Here is a 21,845-nt window from a genome sequence, read left to right as displayed (position 1 = left end):
TGATTCACTGTGCAAAATGCTTAGGTTATTGATTCGCAAGGATAAATCTTGGTATTTTCTGTATATAGTATTGGTGATTTCTATATGGTCTATATATAGTATGCTAAGGAGGATAGGTTATTATGAAAGATGAGCATATAGCTGTGTTAATGGGGGGGATCTCCTCTGAACGGTCTGTAAGTTTATCTTCAGGTGCCGCTTGTGCTGATGTTCTTGAGGTGCAGGGATATCGTGTGAGCCGCGTGGATGTTGATGGTCATATTGCTTCTGTTCTTGAACAATTGCGTCCTGATATCGCTTTTAATGCATTGCATGGAGCATTTGGTGAGGATGGTTGTATTCAGGGTGTTCTTGAGTGTTTAAAAATTCCTTATACCCATTCTGGAGTAATGGCGTCTGCATTGGCAATGGATAAGGGGCGTGCAAAAATTGTTGCTGCAAGCGTTGGTGTTTCTGTTGCTCCTTCTTATGTGATGAACCGCTTTGCTGTAGGGCGAGTGCATCCTATGGAGCCTCCTTATGTAATTAAGCCTGTGCGTGAAGGGTCGAGCTTTGGTGTCGTTATTGTAAAAGGAAATGAATCTGCGCCGCCGCGTAATGTTGTGGGGGATGAATGGATTTATGCAGATGAGGTGATTATTGAAAAATATATTCCTGGGCGTGAACTTACTTGTGCTGTTTTGGGAAATGAGGCTTTGGATGTTTGTGAAATTCTACCTGATCAGTGTTTTCGGTTCTATGATTATGACTCGAAATATAAATCTGGTGGCTCTCGTCACATTTGTCCTGCACAACTTTCACCAAATATTTACCAAAAGGTGCAAAGAATGTCTTTAGCCGCACATCAGGCGATAGGTTGTCGAGGTGTTAGCCGCTCTGATTTTCGTTTTGATGAGGAAACGGAAGAGTTAGTTTGGCTTGAAATTAATACACAGCCTGGTATGACATCGACTTCTCTTTTTCCTGATATTGCAAAAGCGAGTGGTCGTACCTATCGCGATATTGTTCAGTGGATGGTGGAGGACGCGTCGTGTATGCGTTGAATATTGGTAAAACAAATGTTCCGATGATGCTTTCAGTGTCGGCTTTGCCACGTCTTTATCGTCGCTTTCTCCGATTTATGTTTGAGTTTGTATTTACCAGTATTTGTGTGCCTCGCCATTTCGGTTCTTTTGCGGTTTTATTCTTTTTCTTTGTTACAGTGCTTTATGGGCTTTCATCAAGTGGTCGTATGGAGATGATCATGAAGACTGTAATATCGGATATTGGTTTTGAGGTTACCGATATCGAGATAAGTGGTAATAAGCGTGTAGTAAAACAGGAAGTTTTAAAAATTTTAGGACTTGATCTTTCTCCATCAATGTTTGTTTTTGATGTTGATAGGGCACGTTCTGTTTTGGAACAGCAGGCTTGGATTCAGTCGGCTAATGTTCAAAAGATTTATCCTAACCGCGTGCGTATTTCAGTCGTGGAGCGTGAGCCATATGCGATTTGGCAGCATGACGGTGTGATGGATATTGTTGATAGTACAGGGCGCGTAATTGTGCCTTTTCGGGGAGGTCTAGTTCAGGGATTGCCCCTTGTGGTTGGTCGGGGTGCACAAAATGCTGCCAAAGTTTTTATTCAAGCGCTTTCGGCATATCCGCAGTTGTATGATCGTGTTCGTGCTTATGTGCGTGTAGGTGATCGGCGTTGGGATCTTGTCTTGGATAATGGCATACGCGTTAAGTTGCCTGAAAATGGTGCACTTGAAAGGCTTTCTTCTTTTATTAGGACAGGTACAGCGCAAGATCTTTTTTCTCGCGATATTTTAAGTGTTGATTTACGTCTTTCTGATCGAATTACAGTTTCTTTATCAGATGAAGCATTGGAACGTCGTGGGGTTGCTGTGGCTGAAGAAGAACGCGCTTTAAAGGCGCGAAAGGCGAGAGGTTTATGATGTTGCTTGGATCACAGCATATGGGGGGACGTAAAACACGTTTTTTGACGGTTCTCGATGTCGGCTCAAGTAAAATTGTTTGTCTTATTGCTTGTTTGCGTCCTTTGAAGAATATGCACTATTTACATGGTCGCACACATTCTATGGAAATTCTAGGTTTTGGAGTGCAGCGTTCACGCGGTATCAAATCGGGGGTTGTGATGGATATGTGTGCAGCAGAACAATCCATACGATTGGCTGTTGATGCAGCGGAAAAAATGGCCGGTTTGGTAGTTGATTCTGTGATTGTGAATTTTTCTTCAAGCCGATTACAAAGTGCTCTTGTTAATGGCATGGTACGTCTGGATGGCCGTGAGGTAACCAAGCGTGATGTGCGTGTGGCATTTTCAGATGTTTCGCGTAAGATTTTTGATGCTGAACGTCATGTCATGCATTCAGTTCCAGTCTCTTATGTGTTGGATGGAGATAAAGGGATTTCTGATCCTATTGGAATGACAGGGGAATTGTTTGGTGTGGATGTGCATGTGGTAACAGCGGAAACAGCATCTTTGCGTAATCTGGAGTCTTGCATTAATCGTGCACATTTAAGTGTTGAAACAATGGTTGCAACTCCCTTTGCAAGTGGTCTTGCTGTTTTGATGAATGATGAAGCGAATTTAGGGGCTGCATGTATTGATTTTGGTGGTGGAACAACGACATTTTCAGTATTTTTTGAAGGAAAGTTTGTCCATGCAGACGCACTTGCGATTGGCGGACATCATGTGACTCTTGATGTTGCACGGGGGTTTTCTATGTCGCTTACAGAGGCAGAACGTTTAAAGGTTGTTTATGGTTCAGCGCTTCTGACAAGTGCTGATGAGCGACATATGATTAATGTGGCAGAGATTGGGAATGGGCAGCGTGAAACTCAATATCCTCGCGCTGTTCTTGGTCGTATCATTCATGCACGTGTTGAAGAAATTTTAGAGATGGTACGTGATTGTTTAAATCGTTCTGGTTTTGGTCACATTATCGGTAAACGCGTTATTTTGACTGGGGGAGCAAGTCAGTTAACAGGATTGCCAGAAATGGCACGTAGTATTTTGGGAAGAAATGTTCGCATAGGACGGCCTTTGGGTATCTCGAGGCTTCCTTCTCTTGCAAAAGGGGCGGCGTTTACATCTGCTGTTGGATTGTTGATTTATCCGCAATTGGTGGGTTTTGGAGAAAAAACAATGCAGGGTGCAGTAAAACATTTATCGATGGGCACGTGTGGGTATTTTCAGCGTGTCGGTCAATGGTTGCGTGAGAGTTTTTAAGTAAGTCTATTGAGGTAAAGTTAAATTTCATCGCTTTGACTTGCGATGTCTTATGAGAAGGAAAAAGAAATGACGATTAATCTGCATCGGCCAGATATCGCGGAATTGAAGCCACGCATTACCGTTTTTGGTGTTGGCGGTGGTGGTGGGAATGCCGTGAATAATATGATTAATGCTGGTCTTCAAGGAGTTGATTTTGTTGTTGCCAATACAGATGCACAGGCTTTGGCTATGTCGAAGGCTGAACGTGTTATCCAGCTTGGTGCAGCCGTTACGGAAGGTCTTGGTGCTGGTGCTTTACCAGAAGTTGGGCAGGCGGCTGCGGAGGAATGTATAGATGAAATTATTGATCATCTTGCAGATTCCCATATGATTTTTATTACGGCTGGTATGGGTGGAGGTACAGGAACTGGGGCGGCGCCTGTTGTAGCTCGCGCAGCGCGTGATAAGGGTATCTTGACCGTTGGTGTCGTAACAAAGCCATTTCAGTTTGAAGGTGCTCGCCGTATGAAAACGGCAGAGGCTGGTATTGAAGAACTACAAAAGTCTGTTGATACATTGATTGTTATTCCCAATCAGAATCTTTTTCGTATTGCAGATGAGAAAACAACATTTGCTGATGCTTTTGCTATGGCCGATCAAGTTCTTTATTCTGGTGTTGCTTCTATTACAGACCTCATGATTAAAGAGGGGCTCATTAATCTTGATTTTGCTGATGTTCGTTCTGTTATGCATGAAATGGGTCGTGCAATGATGGGAACAGGTGAGGCATCTGGTGACGGTCGTGCTTTGGCAGCTGCTGAAGCTGCTATTGCAAATCCGCTGTTGGATGATACTTCTATGCGGGGCGCTCGTGGCTTGCTCATTTCTATTACGGGTGGTCGTGATATGACTCTTTTTGAGGTGGATGAAGCAGCGAATCGCATTCGTGAAGAAGTAGATGCGGATGCAAATGTTATCTTTGGTGCTATTGATGATGATTCCCTAGAGGGAGTTATTCGTGTATCTGTTGTTGCAACGGGTATCGATCGTGAGGTTAGTGATGTAGTTCAACCTTCTCATTCTCAGCTTCAAAGGCATGCAACCTCAGCTCGTAGGAGTGATCCTACAGCATCGCAGACTTCTTTTCCTATTCAGTCACCACCTTTGCGTTCTGAGTCAATGGTAGAAGTGATAGAGGCGCTTGAAATAGAGAAGGGTCAACCGGCTGGAGAACAGTTTCGTCCTAAGAGTAAAATTTTTGCACAACCTGCAGATGCTATTGCCGCACGAAGTGCGAATGCTTCCCCTTATGGATCAAGTGTTGTGCATGGGCAGATATCAAATGCACCACGTATGCAAGTTAGCCGTAGTTCTCAGCAATCTATGATTGCACCTGTAAGCATGGAGGCGACGGCGCATGTTCTTGATGATATGGTAGGCATTGTGAAGCAGAAAGACAAGCAAGCACAACAGATGCAGGTACGTTCACCGATGCGTATGCCTGAGTTAAAAGACTTTCCTCCCGTTGTTCATGCTCAACGTGAGAAAGTATCTGCAGCTGGCCAAGGACCTCGAAATCTTTGGCAGCGTTTGAAACAGAGCTTGACACATCGGGAAGAAGTTGAATCAGAAGCTCGACTAGAGCCTGCTGTGAAATCTTCTCAGCAGCAAGAAGTGCACTATAAGAAAAATTCTCAAACGCTTGCTCAGGATGCTTCTGTTTATGTTCCACGTCGTTCTGGTGAGCTGAATCCCCATGTATCGCAAGATCAGCGTACTTTTATAAGCGAAGAGGATCAGTTGGAGATACCGGCGTTTTTACGTCGTCAGGCAAATTAATTAGTAAAAAGATGAGAAATATGGGGAGATTTGGTGCTTTCTTTTATGATCAATAAAAGCTTTGTATGGTAAAAATCTGTTGTGATTTTTGATGAAGTATTCTGTTTTTATAAACCCGCGTATTATAAGCGGGTTTATTATTTTCTTGGGTTATGATTTTTATGCGTTTATAAATATTTTGAAAGTGCGTAAAAACTACTCAATGAAACAATATGATGAAGTTGGTGCAAAAATATCAGTCCACTCTAAAAAAAGCAGTAACATTTAAGGGGTATGGTGTTCACAGTGGGTGTTTATCTATGGTGAAGATTTGTCCAGCTGACGTTGGATGTGGTATTGTTTTTAAGCGTCGTATGATGGATGGAACAGAGCAAATATTGCAAGCGCATGCATCGCAAACGGGAAAAACTGAATTATCAACAGTGCTTGGATATGGAGAAGTGAGAGTTGAGATGATTGAGCATTTGATGGCTGCAATCGCTGCTTATAATTTGGATAATCTTGTCATTGAAGTGTCGAGTAATGAGATACCTATTTTAGATGGTTCTTCATGGCAATATTGTCAAGGGTTTGAAGATGTTGGCGTCGTACAGCAGGATGCATTGCGTTGCTATTTTGTTATAAAAAAGCCACTGTTGGTTGAAGTAGGTGGTGGAGTTGCTGAGTTCTTGCCGTTTGATGGACGCCGTTTTGATGTAACAATTTCTTTTCCTTCTTGTGTTATTGGTAAGCAACATTTCAATTTTGACCTTACCACAAAAGGGTTTCGAGATAATTTATCCCGTGCGCGCACTTTTGGTTTTGTCAAAGATGTGGAAAAATTATGGGCTGCTGGAAAAGGGATAGGCGCTTCTTTTGAAAATTCTCTTGTTATCGGACTTAATGGTAAAATCATGAATCCAGATGGTCCTCATTGGGAAAACGAATATGTGCGGCATAAAATGCTTGATGCGATTGGCGATACTGCTTTGCTTGGAGCACCTTTTATTGGATTATTCCGTTCCTATTGTGGTGGGCATAAAATTAATTCACAATTGGTAAAAACTGTTTTGGCAGATAAATCTTGTTACGAAGAAAGTTATTTATAGGGTAGTATGAAAGAAAAATTGAAGAGATTTTCTCATAGCTTATTTGATTTTTAAGGGGATGATTGACCTAAGTCACTAAATTGGTTGGTGGATTTTAAAGTGATATGGTATAAAAATTTTTAATAAATAATTTTTGCTACAAGGTGATATTCTCTGGAGGCCAGAAAAACTATGACAAAATTTGATGTATGTATTGAAAATATGGCAGATAGGAGATCTAACATTGTACGCACGGTATTGGGAGTGATGCTTTTGGGGAGCACCTGCATGTTAGCAGGTTGTTTGTTTAAAGAGAAAAATACCCTTGATCCATCTGCATATGTGTTAAAAATAGATCCACCAGATGTTTTATATAATCAGGCGCTTGCTAGCCTTGATAGTGGACGGCTTGAGGATGCGTCGAAAAAATTTTTTATGATTGAAAAACAGTATGCTTATACGGATTGGGGACGTAAATCCTTGGTGATGGGTGCTTTTACAAATTATCGGCTTGGTAAGTATGATGATTCAATTAGCATGGCTCAGCGCTATATTGCTCTTTATCCAGGGGCAGGGGATTCCGCTTATGCTTATTATATTGTTGGTCTTTCTTCTTTCCGTCGGATTCCTGATGTTACACGTGATCAACGTGATACGAAACGTGCTATTGCTGCTATGCAGCTTCTTATAGAGCGTTACCCTAATTCTGAGTATGTTGAAGATGCTAAGGCAAAAATACGTTTTGGTCGGGAGCAGTTAGCCGGTAAAGAGATGCAGGTTGGCCGTTATTATGAGGAGGGGCGACGTTATCTTGCCGCCAGTAGGAGGTTTCGTACAGTTCTTGAGGAATATTCGGATACAAACCAAATTGAAGAGGCGCTTTTTCGCTTGACGGAAGTTAATCTTGCTCTTGGCTTAATTGCGGAAGCGCAAACAGCAGCGGCTATTTTAGGACGTAATTATCCAAAAAGTGAATGGTATAAATTTTCTTATAATTTATTACAGAAGAATAGTATGTCACCAAAGGAGCATAAATCTTCTTGGATTTCAAATGTTTTGAGTGGTGATAAGAATAAGGCACGTTGATTTTCTATGCTGGTACAGCTTTCGATTCATAATATTGTTTTGATCGAAACGCTTGATATTTATTTTACAGCGGGTTTATCGATTTTGACTGGAGAAACGGGTGCTGGAAAATCTATTCTCCTTGATGCTTTGTCGTTAGCTCTTGGTGGACGTGGTGATGCTTCTCTTGTGCGTCATGGCACTGCTCAAGGGCAGGTGACGGCTGTCTTTGATGTGCCTATTTCACATCCCGCGCGTCAAATTATTCGTGAAAATGGTTTTGATGATGAAGGCGATATTATTTTACGGCGTGTGCAATCAAGTGATGGTCGTAGCCGTGCCTTTATCAATGATCAGGTGGTCAGCATTGCATTGATGCGCAGTGTTGGCCGTATGTTGGTTGAAATTCATGGACAGCATGATGATCGCGCGCTTGTTGATGCCGCTATGCATCGCCAACTATTAGATGCTTTTGGTGGGCTTGAGGATGAAACGGAAAATCTGCGCCAGTGTTATCAGATATGGCGTAAATTTGAAGAGCGTTTGCAGCAACAGCGTATTAAAGTAGAGGATGCTATGCGTGAGGCTGATTATCTTTGCGCGTGCGTGGAAGAGCTTGATAAACTTGATTTTCAAGTCGGTGAAGAGAATGCGTTATCTCTTCGTCGTGCGGATATGCTTAAATTAGAAAAAATAGCGACAGATATTAAGGAAGCTGATGATCTTTTAAGTGGATCAAAATCACCAATCCCAGTTCTTTCTAATTTGGTGAGGCGTTTAGAGCGAAAAATTCCTGATTCGCAAGAGTTGATTACACCTGTGGTCAAATCTATTGATGATGCGTTGCATGCACTTGCAACAGCACAAGAAGGTCTTGAATCTGCAATACGAGCATTGGATTTTAAACCTGATGAATTAGAGAAGATAGAAGAGCGTCTTTTTGCTCTTCGTGGTTTTACTCGTAAATATCAAGTTTCTGCCGACGAACTGGCTCAGTTGCGTGATAAAATGGATGCTGAACTCGCTAACTTTGAGGAGGATAAGATCATATTGATGCGTTTTGAAGATGAGGCGCGGGAAGCACAGAAAAATTACGACATATTGGCGCAAACGTTGTCAATAAAACGTCGAAAAGCAGCAAAGCGTTTATCTGAAAGCGTGATGGCTGAGTTGCCAGCGTTGAAATTGGAAAAGGCAGAATTTATCGTTGAAATGCAGAGTGATGTTGAAAGACGTAGTGCAGAGGGAATAGATCATATTGAATATTGGGTTCGGACAAATCCTGGAACACGCGCTGGGCCGATGTTGAGTGTTGCTTCTGGTGGTGAATTATCCCGTTTTTTATTGGCATTAAAGGTTGTTTTGTCTGATCGGGGATCGGCTCCCACATTGATTTTTGATGAAATTGATACGGGGGTTGGTGGAGCTGTTGCAGCTGCTATTGGGCAACGATTGCAGCGTTTATCAGAAAGTGTTCAGGTTTTTGCTATTACGCATGCACCGCAGGTAGCATCGAAAGCGCAGAGCCATTTTCTTGTTTCAAAGGTTGAAAGCGATGGTGAAGGACGATTTGTTACGGGTATCTATAAAATGGAAGAGCATGAGCGCGCAGAGGAAATTGCTCGCATGTTGGCAGGAGAACAGATTACTAAAGAGGCGCGTGCAGCTGCTCAAAAACTTCTTGCGTAGGTATAATTGATGAGCGATAAAAATACTGGCGGGTATTTATTTGAATTCTATTCGTGATAAAAAATTGAGATTCCTATGGCCATAGCCCATAATTTGGAATAGATTTTATGAACAAGGACGAAATTAAAAACTTAACTGCTCTTGAAGCAGAAAGTGAATTAGAGTGGTTGGCGAAAGAGATTGCACGTCATGATGTGCTTTATAATAATCACGACCAGCCTGAAATTTCTGATGCAGAGTATGATGCTCTTCGTCGCCGTAATGCAGAAATTGAATCCCTCTTTCCGGAGCTTATTCGTTCAGATTCTCCTTCACATAAAATTGGGGCACCGGTTTCTGAAAAATTTGAAAAAGCTGTTCATTCACAGGCGATGCTTTCACTTGATAATGCATTTAACTTTGAAGATGTTAGTGAGTTTATTGAGCGCGTTCGTCGTTTTTTACGACTTCCAGAAAAACAGATATTAGAAATAACAGCTGAGCCGAAGATTGATGGTTTATCTTTGTCTTTGCGCTATGAAAAAGGGAGTCTTGTGCGCGCTGCTACTCGTGGTGATGGGTATGTAGGTGAAAATGTTACAGCGAATGCGCAGACAATTTCTGATATTCCGAAAGTCTTGAAAGGCAATTTTCCTGATGTTGTTGAGGTTCGTGGTGAAGTTTATATGGGGCGGGGGGATTTTCAAGCGCTTAATATGAATCAACAGGGGAAGGGAAAATTGGTTTTTGCTAATCCTAGGAATGCTGCAGCTGGTTCGCTACGACAGCTTGATTCACGGGTAACCGCAAGTAGAAAGCTTAAATTTTTTGCTTATGCTTTAGGTGAAGTGAGTGAAATGCCAGCAGAAAGCCAAATAGGGATGATAAAAAAGATAAAAGAATATGGATTTATTATCAATCCATTAACAAAAGTTTTTAAGACATTAGAAGAGATTATTTCTTATTATTATCATATCGAAGAATGCCGCCATTTCTTAAGTTATGATATTGATGGAATTGTTTATAAGGTTAATGATTTGATGCTCCAGATGCGTTTGGGGTTTGTCTCTCGTTCGCCACGTTGGGCAATTGCGCATAAATTTCCAGCAGAAAAAGCGATGGCACTTTTGGAAGGAATTGATATTCAAGTTGGACGAACCGGAGCATTAACCCCTGTTGCGCGTCTTGCACCTATTACTGTTGGTGGTGTGGTGATCACCAGTGCGAGTTTGCATAATGAGGATTATATTAAGGGAATTGGTCATAAAGGAGCTCCAATTCGTGAAGGGCGTGATATCCGTGTGGGAGATACAGTGATTGTGCAACGTGCTGGTGATGTGATACCTCAAATCGTCGATATTGTTGCTGAAAAGCGTCCAAAAGACGCTTCTGCTTTTGTTTTTCCTCACTTATGCCCAGTATGTGGGAGTCATGCTGTTCGTGAAGTGGGAGAAGCGGTGCGTCGATGCACTGGTGGGCTTATTTGCCCTGCACAAGCAATTGAGCGTATTCGTCATTTTGTTTCACGCAATGCTTTTGATATTGAGGGACTTGGAAAAAAACAAGTAGAGTTTTTTTTCCATGTTCAAGATGAGACGCTCTGTATTCATACGCCAGCTGATATTTTTACTTTACAACGCCGCCAAGAAAAATCTCTGGTGCATTTAGAAAATATGGAAGGTTTTGGTACCACTTCAGTTCGTAAACTTTATGATGCGATTAATGCACGCCGAAAAATTCCTTTAAGCCGTTTTTTATTTGCATTAGGAATTCGCCATGTTGGACAGGTTAATGCACGGCGTCTTGCACGCACCTATCAAAATTATACAGCTTTTGAGATGGCGGCGATGACGGCTATTATGCCATGTGATAAGAATAATACGGAAGGAAATGAGATTTGGATAGATCTTATCAATATTGAAGGAATTGGACCACAGGTAGGGAGTGCGATTCTTAATTTTTATAAGGAAGCGCATAACCGTGAGGTTTTGTCTGTTTTGCTTAAGGAAATTACGCCTCTTGATGAAAAACTTGTGATGACAGATTCTTCACCAATAGCAGAAAAAATCATTGTTTTTACAGGAATTTTATCACGGATGTCACGCGATGAAGCAAAAGCATTAGCGGAACGGTTGGGTGCAAAGACTTCCGGTTCACTTTCTAAAAAAACAGATCTTCTCGTTGCAGGAAATGGGGCAGGATCAAAATTGGCTAAAGCACAGGAGTTAGGTGTTGAGATTATCGATGAAGAGACTTGGTTGCAGTTAATTGAAGGGCATTATGTTTAAAATTTTTCCTTCAAGAATAGTGAATATACCAGTATTATCATTCATTTTATGTAAAACATTGTTTGTGCCTGTGTGCTAAAATGAGAAATGCTGATACTCTCTTTCTTTTCTTAAAATTGTTACGCTCTCTCTTATTTTGCGAAGAGTTTTGATTTGTGAATATTTCAAGTACGATTGTCCATATAAAGAGTGCTTCTTATATGCTTTTATGAAAAATCTGTATCCTTCTTTAAAAAAAGAGAAAGAGGAGTTTTTGTGGAAAAAGTAAAGTTGTATGCTGTTTTACTTAAAGAGGCATGGTTGCTTCTTTTGCCCATTTTTTATCTTCTTCGTTCAAGTAAGGCACATTAACCTCATAAACATGTGCATGGTAATCATTAAGCCATTGTCGCTCCTGCAATGTCAAAATCTCTGGGAGGATTAAGCGTCGATCAATGGGGCAATTTGTAAGTGTTTCAAATGAGAGCATTTCTATATCTCCGCCATCAATTTTTTGCGCTGGCTTCACAATCATCAAATTTTCAATACGAATACCAAAAACACCTTCACGGTAATATCCAGGTTCATTAGAAATAATCATTCCTGGAATGAGTTTCTGGCATCCATTGCGCGAAAGATTTTGTGGACCTTCATGAACAGAGAGATAAGATCCAACCCCATGGCCCGTGCCATGAGCATAATCAAAACCCGCTTTCCATAAGGCGATGCGTGCTAGACTATCAATGTCTTGTCCACGTGTGCCTTTTGGAAATCGTGCTGTTGAAAGAGCAATCATACCTTTGAGAACAAGGGTAAAACAGCGTTTCTCTTCCTCTCCAACATTTTCAATTGCTATTGTACGCGTGACATCTGTTGTACCGTCACGATATTGTCCACCTGAATCAACAAGATAAAGTTCACCAGCTTTCAATAATTTATTTGTTTTAGTTGTCACGCGATAATGAACAATAGCACCATTTGCACCTGCTGCTGAGATTGTATCAAAAGACAGATCTTTAAGTTTTTCTCCCATTTCTTTTGCTGTTGTTATGCGAAATTCTTCTAATTTTTGAGCAGCAGAAATTTCACTTATTGTGCCAGGTGTTTGTTTATCTAACCAAGAAAAAAAGCGGGTAAGTGCTACACCATCGCGCAGGTGTGCTTTGCGCGCACCGTTTAGTTCTGTGTTATTTTTAATAGCACGTGGTAGAGCAGCGGGATCAGTAATCGTAATAAAAGAGCCTTTTTGTTCTTCAATAGTAATGCGTAATTTTTCGCACGTTAGTCGTGGATCTAAGGCAAGCACTGTCCTTTTTTGAACATACTCTTTGATCTTTGGAATAAATTGTTCTGGCTCATATAGCTTTGCATAACGTTCCAGATATTTTTTTTGTTCTACACCAAGTTTTTTGCTGTTAATGAATAAGGATGGTGTTTTTTTAATTGGAACGAGAGCAAAACAAAGGGAAAAAGGTGTGTTGGAAACATCATTGCCACGTATATTAAATGTCCATGCAATGGAGGAGGGATCTGTAAAAATAAAGGCCTCTGCATTGGCTTTTTGTATATATCTGCAAATCAATGCCAATTTTTCATCTGAACTGCATCCTGCATATTTGAGAGGATGAACTGATAGGGCAGATTGTGGCAGTTGTGGTTGATCATACCAAATGAGATCGATGGGATTAGAGTGAATTGCTACAAGTTTTCCACCTACTTTCGTTTCTAATGCGTTTTTCAATGCATCGGCGGAAACAATGGTGTGAAGCCATGGATCAAAGCCAATAGTAAGTTTTTGCTCATTTTTTTCAAGCCATTTTGAGGGAGGGCAAGCTATGAGATCTTCATAATCAAAAATATCAGGATCGGTTTGTTGGCGAACTTGGAGCTTATATCGCCCGTCTGTAAATATGATGGCTTTGTTTTTTAAAATCAGTGCAATCCCAGCTGATCCAGTAAAGCCAGTTAGCCAGCTAAGGCGTTGAGCATGAGGAGGGATATACTCTCTTTGGTGTTCATCTGCATGTGGAACAAGAAAACCATCGAGTTCAAGGCGGTCTAGTTCTTTACGAAGAGAGGTAATACGTCCTAGAGCATGGGCTGGATTTGTTGTCATTTCAAAAGATTGATACATAACAACGTCCTTTCTTTTCATTTTAGATGTATCGTAACCCATCCTTGACGGTGGTATGTTTCAATGTGCTTCAGCCCTTGTTTTGCATAAGCCTTTAGAATATCTGCATGTTGTTCTTCAAGGATTCCAGAGAGTATGAGTGATCCGCCCTTTTGGAGTGCTTTTACCATTTCTTGTGCAAGTTCGATCAGAGGATTGGCAAGAATATTAGCAACAATGAGATCAAAGGGCGCCCGTGAAGCAATTTCATTATGAGAAAAACCTGTTGCTGTGACTGCTGTGATATATTTTTTCACGCCATTGAGTTGGATATTATGTTGCGTGACTTGAATAGCAACTGGATCAATATCAGATGCAAGCACAGAAATAGATTTGAGCATTGCAATGCCGATGGCCAATACTCCACTGCCGGTACCAAGATCAAGTGCATTTTGGGGATTTTCGTGTTTTATCACTTTGGCAATCATTTCTAAACAACCAGCTGTTGTTCCATGATGTCCTGTACCAAAGGCTTGATTTGCTTCAATTTCAATAGGCAATACACTGGATGGAATGTCGCTTCTATTATGGCTTCCATGAAGAAAAAAAGGCCCAGCATGCACAGGTTTTAGTCCTTCAAGGCTTTGTTTAACCCAATCAATATTGGGTAAGATTTCACTGTTAATTTTATCATAATTTATAGAAAAAATGTGTGCAAAGCGTTTTGAAGCAATCTCTTGGCTTTCTTGGTCTACATAAAGTGAAAGTTCATATATAGAATTTTTTTCATCTATCTCTGCAAGAGCAAGAGGATACCCCTCTTCATCAAAGGCTGTTTCCATAAGTGTGTACAATTGCTCTGCTTCGTTTTTGAAGATAGTACAATACAAACGAACCTGCTGCGACATGCTGTTTTTTCTCTTAAATCAGCTCTTAAATTTAATTCGAGACGAGTTTTTTTAGCCGTTCAATGGCAATATCATCTCTTAGTTCCTCGTTATCTTCTTTAATTTCATAAGGAATAACGCCAGCTAATTTTCCACCTTTTTTGAGTAAAAAAATTGCTGCTGTATGGTTATATGTATAGTTTCCATCTGTTCCAGGAACTTTTTCAGCAACGATGTTAAAAGAATCTACCATTTTATGAACTTTATCAGGATCTCCACTGATACCAATGATTTTATTGTTAAAATTACGGAGATATTCATGGAGCACTTCTGGTGTATCACGTTCAGGGTCAACAGTAACAAACCATATTCCCAATTTATCGGCATTGGAGCCAAGAGCTGTAAGCCATCGATCAAGATTGATCAGTGTTGTAGGGCAACTTTCAGGACACATAGTGAAGCCAAAAAAAATTACTGAAGGCTTGCTCCGAATATCAGCTTCGGTAACAGTTTTTCCATTGGAATCGGTGAGTGTAAAATTATCACCTAAAGGCTTATTTTTTAGTGTATCATAAATAAAAATGCCTGCAAGAAATATGACCGTCAGCCCCAAGATGCGTATTACATTTTTCATAGTTTAGACTCTCTTAAATAGATCGGAGAATTGTAACATTGGCTGGTTAACTTTGCAATCTCATGTTTCATGATTGATTTTATTTACCTAGTCTGTCTTTTTATTTATGGAAAAATAATTTGTGGAAGATGAATGGATGGAGATAAAGATCTTCGATTTCATGACAGTGATCCTCGTATTCATACGACAGCACGGCTATAAGGTTGTAAATTGAGACGCTATGTGAAAATCAATAAGCGGGTGGTTTTGCGCGATGTGATGGTTGGAGATTTTTCTTATTTTGAGCGTAACAGTAAGGATATTTACAGCAATATTGGACGTTTTTATTTTATTGCATCTCATGTTTTTGTAAATGCGCTAGAGCATCCCATGGAACGCCTTTCAACGTATAAAATAACTTATCATCTTAATAAATATTTTCGTTATAATGAAAAAATATTTTTTGTTTTGTGGTTTGGTTCCATTATGCTTGTGCTAAGCTTTGTTTACAAAACTGTCGAGCACGCGTTTTTCTCCAGCTTTCTCAAACATAATAGTTAATTTATGGCCGTCTATTGCGGAAATATGACCATAACCAAATTTTATGTGAAAAATCCGATCATTGATTGAAAAGTTTGAAGGAATCTCAGATACTGATTGTGTAATCACTTTTCCTTCAATGTTTTTTTGTGTACGTTTCCATCCTGATTTCGAATAATCATTATAAAAGGAATTTTGATGTTTAAAGTACGATTTCCCATAACCACTATAAGGTGTTGCCATTTCTACTAATTCTATATGTTCTTGTGGTAATTCATTAAGAAAACGCGAGGGAAGTGTAGCTTGCCAAAGTCCATGAATTCTTCGATTGGATACAAACCATATATGCAGATGTTTTTTTGCTCTTGTTAGTCCTACATAGGCTAGTCTGCGTTCTTCTTCTAAACCCGAACGACCTCCTTCATCTAATGAGCGCTGATGGGGAAAAAGTCCTTCTTCCCAACCAGGAAGAAAAACTGTTTTAAATTCAAGCCCCTTGGCTGAATGAAGAGTCATGATATTGACCGCATCGGTATTTTCGTTATTTTCAGCATCCATAACCAGTGAAACATGTTCTAAAAAGCTATGAAGACTTTCAAACTGTTCCATAGAGCGGACCATTTCTTTAAGATTTTCTAGTCGCGTTGGTGATTCTGGTGAGCGATCTTCTAGCCACATAGCTGTATAGCCTGAATCATCAAGGATTATTTCGGTAAGCTCCCTATGGGGGGTGTGTTGCAGCATATTTTGCCAGCGGCGAAAACTTTCTACAATGCTTCGTAAAGCACTGCGTGCTTTTGGTTTTAGCTCGTCCGTTTCAATTATTTCAGCAGCAGAAGAAAAGAGAGGAATAGAGCGTGCACGTGCACTTTCATAAAGGGTGCGTAAGGTTGCATCTCCTAAACCACGTTTAGGTGTGTTGATAATGCGTTCAAAAGCCAAATCATCAGCTGGTTGAACAACAACGCGTAAATAAGCTATGGCATCACGTATTTCCATTCGTTCATAAAAGCGTGGACCACCAATGACGCGGTAATTAAGACCAAGTGTTACAAAGCGATCTTCAAATTCACGCATCTGGAATGATGCGCGCACCAGTATAGCTATGTGATTTAATGAATGACCGATTTTTTGTAGCTGTTCAATTTCTTCTCCGATGGCGCGTGCCTCCTCTTGTGAATCCCATGCTGCATGAATTTTTACTTTTTCTTCTTCATTATTTGTTTGATCAGAAAAAAGTGTTTTTCCAAGTCTTCCTTGATTATGAGAAATGAGATGAGAAGCGGTTTTGAGAATGTGGGATGTGGAGCGATAATTGCGTTCTAGACGAATAATTTTTGCAGGAGGAAAATCTTTTTCAAAACACAATATGTTGTCAATTTTAGCGCCACGCCACCCGTAAATAGATTGGTCATCATCGCCAACACAACAAAGGTTGACATGTTGTCCTTTTGATTGTTGTGCCAAAAGACGAAGCCAAAGATATTGTGCTGCATTTGTATCTTGATATTCATCGACAAGAATATAGCGGAATTTGGAATGATATTTGCTGAGAATATCTGGATTGTGTTGGAAGAGAGAGATAGAATGAAGTAAAAGATCACCAAAATCACAGGCATTAAGACTTTTTAATCTTCTCTGATAGCTACGGTAAAGTTCTCGCCCCATGCCATTTCCGAAGGAATAGGCATCACTTTCTGAAATGTGTTCTGGTGAAAGTCCTTGATTTTTCCAGGAATCAATCATTATGGCGAAGCTTCGTGCTGGCCAACGCTTATCATCCAAGCCTTCAGCTTGAATAAGCTGTTTTAAAAGACGAAGGACATCATCGCTATCAAGAATTGTAAAGTTGCTTTTTAAGCCAACAAGTTCTGCGTGGCGGCGCAAAATCTTAGCACCGGTGGAATGAAAGGTTCCAAGCCAAGGCATGCCTTCAACAATTTCACCCATAAGTTCAGCAATACGCGTTTTCATTTCACGTGCCGCTTTGTTGGTGAATGTTACAGCAAGTATTTGCTGAGGAGAGGCAAGACCGGAGCGCAAAATGTGAGAAATACGGGTCGTTAAAACGCGCGTTTTTCCAGTACCTGCACCCGCAAGAACCAAAAGAGGTCCTTCTGTATTTATGACGGCCTGTCGTTGTTCTAGATTAAGCTTTTCTAAATAATCGGCATCATTTGAAATCATATTGCATTTTTTCTTTTGCTGTTATGCAGCTATTGAACCTAGAGATATTTTCATGCTTATGGAGAGAGAGGATATTCTTCAAAGAACGGTATGTGATCGTGAAAATTACTCATTACACCTTTTTTGTAGTATTTTTTTCATTTGAGCGCTAGGTCTAAAAAACTTTTCTTAAAATCACCATAAAACCCTCAATTGAATAAGAAGACAGAGATTGCAAAAAATAAAAACGGATATTAAAGGTCTTGGGTGAGAACACTTTGAAGTACATAAACGCGTAACGAAGCTGAGAGATTTACTTGTTGTGGTCTTTTGCTGTCAATATCGGTGATAATAAAGGCTAAAGATTGCCCTTTTTTGCGCGCTATGGCTTTGAGAATGTCTAAAAATGGTTGTTCCAGAGATACACTCGTTGCGTGACCATCAATTCGAACAGATATTTTTCGTGGAATCATTTTTGACCAATCGATGGAATTATTTTCGTGCATTTCTCTGCTCTTACTCGTTGTACCACAAACGATTTTGATCAAGAAAATTTTGTGCTTTTAAAGATTCTTTTTGCTCAAAAAGTTTTCCAGCTTTTGTTCGTCCAAAATGATAGCGATTTTCTTCTGCACGAACAGCTTTTTCTGCACGCTTTTTTTGTTTTCGAAATCGGCGAAGGTTAATCGGTTCAATCATGAGAAAGTTTATTTATTTTTTCCGAAAAGAATCTAATGAGACAACGTCAGCACTTTGTTTAGTATCACTGTTTGAAGGTTCCTCATTTGTACTAAGATTTTGTTCTTTTTTGAGTGTATTCTCTTTTTTTTGTTTGTCTGATAGAGTGATAGGTGTGAGTGAGGTATTGCCTGAATTTTTACTTTCTCCAGAAGTAAAGTTTGATGGTAGGTCAAATGCTGCTTCAAATGCTGCTACAGGGTCATAAAATACTTGGATAGATGTGAAAGGAATTACTAATCTTTCGCTAATTTCTCTAAAAGATAATGTCACTTCAAAAGCAGTCTCTGATACACTTAAATCTCTAAATTGATGTTGTAATACAATTGTCATTTGTTCTGGATAACGGTTTTTAAGTCGAGTAGAAATTTTTACTCCTGACCCATTTGTCAAAAAAGTAATAAAAAAATGGTGATTGCCTGGAAGTCCTGCTTTGGAAACTTCCGATAAAACCTTACGGATAACCCCACGGAGCGCATCCTGAACGAGAATATCGTAACGGATTTGATCTTGAATCATCGAAATTTATTCCTTTTATTTCACACAGTAGATGAGCATACATAATATTGTGCGATGAAATGTTTTTCTAGGGTAGCAATATTTTTTTACAATGCACCTCATTAATTGAGAAAAACACGAAATCTTATGACAAATAGTGTCTGAAAGATCAATCAATAATACTCACAAAAGTGAAGGCTTCTGTTGCCAGGTGCCTTCGAACCCCGCTTAAACCTGCGATGGTTTAAGGCTTAATTTGAAACATTCGCACCGCATTAAGCAGCGAGACGTGCTTCCGCATAGTTGTCATTTGCAACTACTCATTTAGTCCGATAACGGTGGTACTATACCGAGTAAAAGAGCAATCTTTACGCCCTTGTCGATCCTATTTCGCCCCCACCAAAATATAACTTTTATTTGTTATATTTTGGTGGAGGCGCCGGGTACTGCCCCCGGGTCCAATGAGTTTATTTCATTGTCCATTTATTACCATAGCTGGCAAGCCAGCCCTTTAAATATAGATGAAAAACAATCTTTGTAAAAGGGGGCTTGTTAATATTTTTAATCCTCTAGTTATTTATGAAACTAGATAATGCGATTGTAAAATACAGCTGCTGATTTTTGGAGAGGAAATGTTGTAGAATGACAAATGATTTAGAAGATATTAAATTGTACGATTCAAATCCCGATGAAGCTGCAATAGAAAGACTTCGTCATCGTTTAGCTTTGGTGATGAAAAAGCAGGATGCATCACTTGTTGCTACATCGGATCCAAAAGAATTAGAACGTGTTGAAAAATGGGTTCAAGATGTATTAGTTGCTGATGAGCAGAGCGCTAAAGCCGCTGTTGCAAAAGTTGCGGAAATGATGTCTGGAGATCGCAGAAAAAGTCGTATGACTTTCTATTATTTGCTAGCCAAACAATTAGACGCACTTGATAAAATTTAAACAATTTTAAAATTAAATTTTTGCTCAATAATTATAAAAAAGCCCAATAATTTGGGCTTTTTTTATTTTTATGTAGAAAACTTAATAGACATCATTATCTTTAAGGTATCCTCCTTTGTCTATATCCGGCATCAAGAGAATTGAGATGAGTGCAATGATCATCATACCGGTTATATAAAAGAAGAAGATAGTTTCATGTCCTATACTTTTTAATGCAAATGCTACAGTTTCAGCAGAACCACCAAACAGCGCATTCCCTATGGCAAAAGAAAACCCAACTCCGACTGCTCGGATTGAAGTAGGGAACAGTTCTGCTTTTATAATACCAGCAATAGAGGTATAAAAACTCATAATACAGAGCATTCCAATAATAATTAATAGCGCAACCCATGCACTGTTAGTGCTACCAATTGCTTTTAGTGTAGGAATTGTACAGATGATGGATAAGGTACTCCACATGATGAGCGAAGTTCTTGCTCCAATTTTATCGGCTAGAGAACCAAATAAGGGCTGTAGTAACACAAAAATAAGGAGTGCAGCAGTCATTATTGTTGTGCCAGTCTGTTTATCAAAACCGGTGGTTGTGATCAGATATTTTTGCATGTAAGTGGTGTAGGTATAAAATGTCAGAGATCCTCCAGCTGTAAAACCAACAATCAAAAAGAAAGCTTTTTTATGATTGCGTAAAATCTCTTTAAGACTCCCAGTGTGTTTTTGAGAGCGGCTTTCTTTGGTCGTTGTTTCATGCAGCGAACGACGCAGATAAATTGCAATCATTGCTCCAAAGCCACCAATTAAAAAAGGAATACGCCATCCCCATGCTTTTAACTGATTTTCAGTAAGGTAAAGTGCTAAAATAAATATGGTGAGGCTGGCGAGAAGTTGACCTGTAATCGTTGTAGCATACTGGAAGGAAGCAAAGAGCCCACGTCGATTTTTAAGAGCAACTTCACTCATATAAGTTGCGGTTGTACCATATTCACCGCCAACTGAAAGTCCTTGAAACATACGGATTAAAAGTAGAAGAAACGCTGCTGTTATTCCTAGAGTTTCGTAAGTAGGGAGTACGGCAATGAGGAATGAACCACCACACATCATAAAAACAGAAATAAGCATTGAGCGTTTACGTCCATAACGGTCAGCAATAAAGCCAAAGAGCCATGCTCCAATCGGGCGCATAAGAAAGCCAATAAAAAATATTCCTGCGACTTTTAACAGCTGCGTAATGGGATCTTTATCTGTAGGAAAAAATTGCGAAGCAAAATAAATTGACGTAAATGAGTAAGCGTAAAAATCATACCATTCTACTAAATTTCCTGATGCACTGGATATGATAGCAAAGATACGTTTTCTTGTATCATTTGGTTTTAATATTGCTTCGTTTTTCATGAAGTGCTCTCCTTTTAAATATGTAGTTTATATTTTTTTATTTAAAGTCTACTATAGTTTGTATTCTATATCATAAAAAAATTAATTCTAAAGTGATAATTTTTTATAAAAACTATTTAATAACAATGATTTTTATTATAAATTTATATATTTTTATGAGTTTATTTCAGTAATTTAATATAATTATAATATTAGTATGTAATATATATTTTAGTTTTTATTTATTATTTAATAATATTAATTATTATTATATAAATAATACATAAACATATAGTATTTTAATAAAATTATAATTTAATTTCTATTTTTTATAATAATAAATTATGTAGTTACTTTAATTATAATACAATTTTTAAACTTATTTTAAATATAGTAATAAAATTATGTGGTTAATTAAATCATAATTTTATTGTTATTTTCAATAAATATATGGAAGTATAAAGTTTAATACTCCTACGTTTAGGTAATTTTTGCTATTTTTAAAATATCATTATCATATTTATTTGTGAAATTCTTGATATTTATTGATAAATTTGCAATATTTGAAGATGTTAATCTATAATACGTTTATGAGATGAAACAAGATTTTTTTCTCAAGTAAGGTTTATTATGCACATCCGTTTTGTGATGATCCACAATTCCACATGTTTACAGCTGAGGGTGCTGTTGTTATTTATTTTATTTTACACTTAACCTACTGTTACAAAAATAATTTTCCAAAATGTGGAGCATGTAATTTTTATTATGGAAGGGGGATGATTTTTAATAAAGGTTAATTTTTTTTGAAAAAAATCCTTTTTTCTTTGATTTTAATAGAAAGAGCGAATG

Annotated in this window: 16 protein-coding genes, 1 other RNA gene and 2 pseudogenes; 10 read left to right on the top strand and 9 right to left on the bottom strand. The window is 39.0% G+C overall.

The genetic code is table 11. From position 1 onward, the window contains the following. Positions 1–122 precede the first annotated feature (122 nt). The 8 genes from V4B17_RS04325 (at position 123) to ligA (ending at position 11,146) form a co-directional block, all read left to right on the top strand. Positions 123–1,043 carry a D-alanine--D-alanine ligase gene (locus V4B17_RS04325; RefSeq protein WP_455478981.1) on the top strand — a complete coding sequence of 307 codons (921 nt, stop codon included), beginning with the start codon at positions 123–125 and terminating at the stop codon, positions 1,041–1,043. Beyond that, positions 1,031–1,939 carry a cell division protein FtsQ/DivIB gene (locus tag V4B17_RS04320; protein WP_455478980.1) on the top strand — a complete coding sequence of 303 codons (909 nt, stop codon included), beginning with the start codon at positions 1,031–1,033 and terminating at the stop codon, positions 1,937–1,939. The genes V4B17_RS04325 and V4B17_RS04320 overlap by 13 nt, the downstream gene beginning before the upstream one ends. Beyond that, positions 1,936–3,237, top strand: a complete 1,302-nt coding sequence (ftsA, locus tag V4B17_RS04315) for a cell division protein FtsA (protein WP_455478979.1) — start codon at positions 1,936–1,938, stop codon at positions 3,235–3,237. The genes V4B17_RS04320 and ftsA overlap by 4 nt, the downstream gene beginning before the upstream one ends. A gap of 69 nt (positions 3,238–3,306) precedes the next feature. Further along, the gene (gene ftsZ / locus V4B17_RS04310) at positions 3,307–5,058 is read left to right on the top strand and encodes a cell division protein FtsZ (RefSeq protein WP_455478978.1); all 1,752 of its coding nucleotides are present in this window, start codon (positions 3,307–3,309) and stop codon (positions 5,056–5,058) included. Between the two features lie 212 nt (positions 5,059–5,270). Next, entirely contained in the window at positions 5,271–6,146 is an 876-nt protein-coding gene (gene lpxC, locus V4B17_RS04305; RefSeq protein WP_455478977.1) for a UDP-3-O-acyl-N-acetylglucosamine deacetylase, read from the top strand. 171 nt (positions 6,147–6,317) lie between these two features. Next, a complete protein-coding gene (locus V4B17_RS04300; RefSeq protein ID WP_455478976.1) occupies positions 6,318–7,211 on the top strand; it encodes an outer membrane protein assembly factor BamD in 894 nt (297 codons plus the stop codon). Between the two features lie 6 nt (positions 7,212–7,217). Continuing rightward, entirely contained in the window at positions 7,218–8,879 is a 1,662-nt protein-coding gene (recN, locus tag V4B17_RS04295; protein ID WP_455478975.1) for a DNA repair protein RecN, read from the top strand. A 107-nt stretch (positions 8,880–8,986) separates the two neighbouring features. Continuing rightward, on the top strand, positions 8,987–11,146 hold the full coding sequence (gene ligA, locus V4B17_RS04290; protein WP_455478974.1) for an NAD-dependent DNA ligase LigA: 2,160 nt from the start codon (positions 8,987–8,989) through the stop codon (positions 11,144–11,146). 286 nt (positions 11,147–11,432) lie between these two features. Here ligA and V4B17_RS04285 read toward each other — a convergent pair whose 3' ends face one another. Genes V4B17_RS04285 through V4B17_RS04275 form a run of 3 tightly spaced genes read right to left on the bottom strand, consistent with a single transcriptional unit; the run spans position 11,433 to position 14,759 of the window. Then, positions 11,433–13,259, bottom strand: coding sequence for an aminopeptidase P family protein (locus V4B17_RS04285; RefSeq protein WP_455478973.1), 1,827 nt, complete (start codon positions 13,257–13,259; stop codon positions 11,433–11,435). Between the two features lie 17 nt (positions 13,260–13,276). Then, the gene (locus V4B17_RS04280) at positions 13,277–14,146 is read right to left on the bottom strand and encodes a 50S ribosomal protein L11 methyltransferase (protein ID WP_455478972.1); all 870 of its coding nucleotides are present in this window, start codon (positions 14,144–14,146) and stop codon (positions 13,277–13,279) included. A 31-nt stretch (positions 14,147–14,177) separates the two neighbouring features. Next, positions 14,178–14,759 carry an SCO family protein gene (locus V4B17_RS04275; RefSeq protein ID WP_455478971.1) on the bottom strand — a complete coding sequence of 194 codons (582 nt, stop codon included), beginning with the start codon at positions 14,757–14,759 and terminating at the stop codon, positions 14,178–14,180. A gap of 132 nt (positions 14,760–14,891) precedes the next feature. Here V4B17_RS04275 and V4B17_RS04270 point away from each other — a divergent pair. Next, a pseudogene (locus V4B17_RS04270) lies at positions 14,892–15,185 on the top strand (chloramphenicol acetyltransferase); the annotation flags it as partial. A gap of 48 nt (positions 15,186–15,233) precedes the next feature. On the opposite strand, the pseudogene V4B17_RS04265 reads toward V4B17_RS04270, so the two are convergent. The 5 genes and pseudogenes from V4B17_RS04265 to ssrA all read right to left on the bottom strand — a co-directional run bounded on the left by V4B17_RS04265 (position 15,234) and on the right by ssrA (position 19,227). Further along, positions 15,234–17,578: pseudogene (locus V4B17_RS04265) on the bottom strand (ATP-dependent helicase). A 120-nt stretch (positions 17,579–17,698) separates the two neighbouring features. Further along, the gene (locus tag V4B17_RS04260) at positions 17,699–17,950 is read right to left on the bottom strand and encodes a ribbon-helix-helix domain-containing protein (RefSeq protein WP_455478970.1); all 252 of its coding nucleotides are present in this window, start codon (positions 17,948–17,950) and stop codon (positions 17,699–17,701) included. Between the two features lie 10 nt (positions 17,951–17,960). Further along, positions 17,961–18,143: a DUF4169 family protein gene (locus V4B17_RS04255; protein ID WP_455478969.1), complete on the bottom strand. Its 183-nt coding sequence runs from the start codon at positions 18,141–18,143 to the stop codon at positions 17,961–17,963. 12 nt (positions 18,144–18,155) lie between these two features. Further along, entirely contained in the window at positions 18,156–18,701 is a 546-nt protein-coding gene (locus V4B17_RS04250) for an SspB family protein (protein ID WP_455478968.1), read from the bottom strand. Positions 18,702–18,870: 169 nt separating this feature from the next. Continuing rightward, positions 18,871–19,227: a transfer-messenger RNA gene (ssrA, locus tag V4B17_RS04245) on the bottom strand. Positions 19,228–19,322: 95 nt separating this feature from the next. Here ssrA and V4B17_RS04240 point away from each other — a divergent pair. Next, positions 19,323–19,628, top strand: coding sequence for a DUF2853 family protein (locus tag V4B17_RS04240; RefSeq protein ID WP_455478967.1), 306 nt, complete (start codon positions 19,323–19,325; stop codon positions 19,626–19,628). A gap of 81 nt (positions 19,629–19,709) precedes the next feature. On the opposite strand, the gene V4B17_RS04235 is transcribed toward V4B17_RS04240, so the two are convergent. After that, positions 19,710–21,017, bottom strand: coding sequence for an MFS family transporter (locus tag V4B17_RS04235; protein WP_455478966.1), 1,308 nt, complete (start codon positions 21,015–21,017; stop codon positions 19,710–19,712). Positions 21,018–21,845 lie beyond the last annotated feature (828 nt).

It is taken from the genome of Bartonella sp. B23 (genome assembly GCF_053793815.1).
This window is presented reverse-complemented; position numbering and strand designations above follow the sequence as displayed.